This is a genomic window from Aeromonas sp. 159, from assembly GCF_963862045.1.
GTDB classification, from domain to species: domain Bacteria; phylum Pseudomonadota; class Gammaproteobacteria; order Enterobacterales; family Aeromonadaceae; genus Aeromonas; species Aeromonas veronii.
The window spans coordinates 1-3,289 of record NZ_CAWLMI010000117.1; the positions used below are offsets into that span (position 1 = coordinate 1).

Annotated in this window: 3 protein-coding genes; 1 reads left to right on the forward strand and 2 read right to left on the reverse strand. The window is 55.6% G+C overall.

The annotated features are described in order from the left end of the window. Window positions 1-92: 92 nt before the first annotated feature. Entirely contained in the window at window positions 93-1,166 is a 1,074-nt protein-coding gene (locus AACR14_RS16070) for an HNH endonuclease (protein WP_019446916.1), read from the reverse strand. Further along, window positions 1,150-1,776 carry a class I SAM-dependent methyltransferase gene (locus AACR14_RS16075; protein WP_019446917.1) on the reverse strand — a complete coding sequence of 209 codons (627 nt, stop codon included), beginning with the start codon at window positions 1,774-1,776 and terminating at the stop codon, window positions 1,150-1,152. Before AACR14_RS16075 ends, AACR14_RS16070 begins: the two co-directional genes overlap by 17 nt. 279 nt (window positions 1,777-2,055) lie before the next feature. On the opposite strand from AACR14_RS16075, the gene AACR14_RS16080 reads away from it, so the two are divergent. Then, on the forward strand, window positions 2,056-3,289 hold a 1,234-nt coding region (locus tag AACR14_RS16080), incomplete at its 3' end, for a DEAD/DEAH box helicase (RefSeq protein WP_237714706.1).

Consider the following 3,289-nt stretch of genomic DNA (forward strand, 5'->3'; position numbering starts at 1 on the left):
GGACTGTTAATCCGTATGTCACAGGTTCAAGTCCTGTCGAGGGAGCCAAATTCTAAAGCCCAGCCTTTTTGCTGGGCTTTTTCGTATCTGCCTCAGAAGAGCCTAGAGAAGCCTAGATTACTCATCCCCACACTGGGGGCTGTCACGTCCACAAACAGGTCAATACCACGCCACAACCGAGCATGCTCACGGAGTGCTTGCTGATAGGCCCAAGTAGCGATGGCAGTAGAACGCTCGGCATCGACGCTGACCAGAGGGGCCAGCTCGTCCGTGAGGTACGCCCCATGGGTCAGGATATTCTGCTCGTACCAAGCATCCCTGTGCTCGGGAGCGGCAAGAAAATCCCGTTTGCTCCGATTACAGTTGGCGTGTGCCAGTACGAAGTTGTGACCCAAATCGATTGGATAACGACGCCAGGGGATGAAATGGTCTACCTCACCACTCCCGTGTATCGCCTTGTTACAGTAAAAACAGGTTCCCCCCTGCAAGTCCCTAAATACCTCTCCTACTCGCCCCAGCGCCTGACGGCTTGAACCAAATAGAAAATTCTCCAACCCCACACTGGGGCCAATCAGTGGCTGATTACCCTTGATGTCGCAGATAAGCTGTAACCAATGCTGTCGGGAGAGGGAGACCACCAGATCGTAAAAGCGGTGGAGACAGTAGAGAATGCCGGGGTTAAGGCAGATATGATCCGCGCCCCTTTGGTGCGGATAGAGGTGGCACTCCTCTCGCCCACCCAGGATCTGCAGACGCCACAAGGGTCCCTCAACAAGGATGCGCCGAACTCGGGCAAGAAGAGGCCGCCAGGCGTCGTGACGACGCAGTGCAGTTACCGAGCGGACACCCTCTTCACGCAGCCGGGACAACTCCGTCAGCATGATGGCCTGACGACCGCTGCTCTGTTTGAGCAAGGTGGCCGTTTCTCCCGTCGCCGAGTAGGGCAGACTGTGCTGCCAATAGAGCTCCACAAACTTGGTGGCCAGTTCGTCCAGCGTAATGGTGCGCGCCGCAGTCAGATCATGGGTCTCGCTGCTGCGCTCAATCGCGATATCAGCAATCCCGTGGAGCAAGCCGCACTTGTAAGTGGCAACAAAATCGCCTTCGGTAAAGATGCGTTGCAAATAAGCAATAAAGGCGAGTTGCTGCTCAGGAGAGGCGTGCATGCTCGCCCCCAAGGATCAGACTCTGCCAACTCAACCCGGTACGCGCCAAGGCATCCCCCTGTGGTTCTGACACATGGAGCAGTGTCATCCCCTCCGCCAATGCAAGCCGCTCCACTTCATCGACAGCTACCGGATACATGGCTCGCTCCCGCATCTCCAGCTCCGACACAGTCAGGCGAAGACTCAGTACCAGATAGCCGTCTGGTGAGAGCAGCTCATGAAGACGTGCCAGAGCCAAGGGTCGAGACTCCGGGGATAGATGCATCCAGACAGCACTGAGCAAAATCAGATCAAAAGTACCGGTCACGCGAGAGAGAGCAGGCATAGCGTCATTGACCCACGCCACCGCTGCCTCACGGGTATGACATTGCCCCTGTAGAGCAAGTGCCTGACAGGGCTCGGCAGCGACCACAGTGTTGCCCTGATGGAGCCCGGCTAAAAACGCGGCATCCCGACCACTGCCAGCCCCCACATCAAGCCCCCTGTGCGGTGCAGCCAAAAGCCAAGGTTCCAGCAGAGTGAGCCAGTCGCCGTGAACTGCGCGAGCAGATACCTGCTGGTAACGGGTCGCCAATTCGGTGGCGTGGCGCTGGTAGTAATCGAGGGACACAATGCGTTCCGATCGGAGAAGGAAGGGAAATAGTCTCACAAGATCAGTGGGTTGACCATGACAAGGACGACACTTTCCAAACATGAGCCATTAAGGATGCAGGGACATTTACCAAAACGGGATACCAGCCAAAAGAACTGAGACCAGAGGGCTCTGAATGATGCCATCATTCAACATTTCGGGTAATATTCGGCCAACTCACTGATCTTTTGGCACTTATTATCGCCATGAGAGGTCAACGCCAGATGGAGATGGCTATTAATGAACTCGACTGATGTCGTGGCCCTGTTTGGGGATGACAAGATTCTTTCCTTTGACCTTGAACTGACCCGGGATGAAAAGCTCCGTCATCTGGGTGCACTCCTGGCTGATCGTGAGCTCAATCTCAAGGGCCCGCAGGATCTCTCCCTCAAGGAGTTAAATGCGCTGACACAAGAGGCTGATGTGGTCCTTGGCCACAATATTCTCGATTTTGATCTCCCCTGGTTGGCCAAACAGGCTGTACGCCCTCAGTTACTTCTCGAAAAGCCGGTAATAGATACCCTCTATCTATCTCCCCTTGCCTTTCCCAAAAACCCCTATCACCGCTTGGTCAAGGATTACAAACTGGTTCGGGATACCCTCAATGATCCGGTCGCGGATGCAAGGCTCGCATTGCAGATTTTCTCGGAACAGCTGATAGCACTACAAGCCTTACCCCTGTCCCAATTGCAGCTTTATCAATATCTGTTCGACCAGGGAGTCATGGCGCAATTTAACACTCAGGGTCTGTCACTGGTGTTTGCCAGACTGACAGGCCGCCCGCCAGTGCGGGTCTCGGAGCTCCCCACTCTCATCAAGAGCATTGCCCATGAGAAAGCGTGCCCCAATCAGCTCAACCGGGTGATTGGTGATGCCCTGCGTCAACCCATGCTGTTGTTACCATTGGCTTATGCCTGCGCCTGGTTGCCCGTGTCCGGCGGGAACTCCGTGTTGCCCCCCTGGATTTGGCGCCGCTTCCCCCAGACCGCAGAAATCATTCACACAATTCGTGAACGTCACTGCGGTCATGCTGACTGCAGCTATTGTCAGGAGAACCACGACGCACGCCGCCATCTGCAGCGAATCTTCGAGCTCGACAACTTTCGCAACCTGCCTGATGGGACAGCATTGCAGAAGACCTTGATCGAGGAAGCCATGGCTGGCGTCGCACTGCTCGGCATACTCCCAACCAGCGGCGGTAAGTCGCTCTGCTACCAGCTCCCGGCACTGGTGCGTAACCAGCGAAACGGTGCTCTCACGGTCGTGATATCCCCCCTGCAGGCACTGATGAAAGATCAAGTGGACAACCTTAAACACAAAGCCGGTATTGAAGGGGTTGCCGCTATCTCGGGGCTGCTGACGCTACCAGAGCGAGGCGCGATTCTTGAACAGATCCGCATGGGGGATATCGCCTTGCTCTATATCTCCCCCGAGCAGTTGCGCAACCGCACAGTCAAACAAGCAATACGACAACGTCAAATCGGTGGCTGGG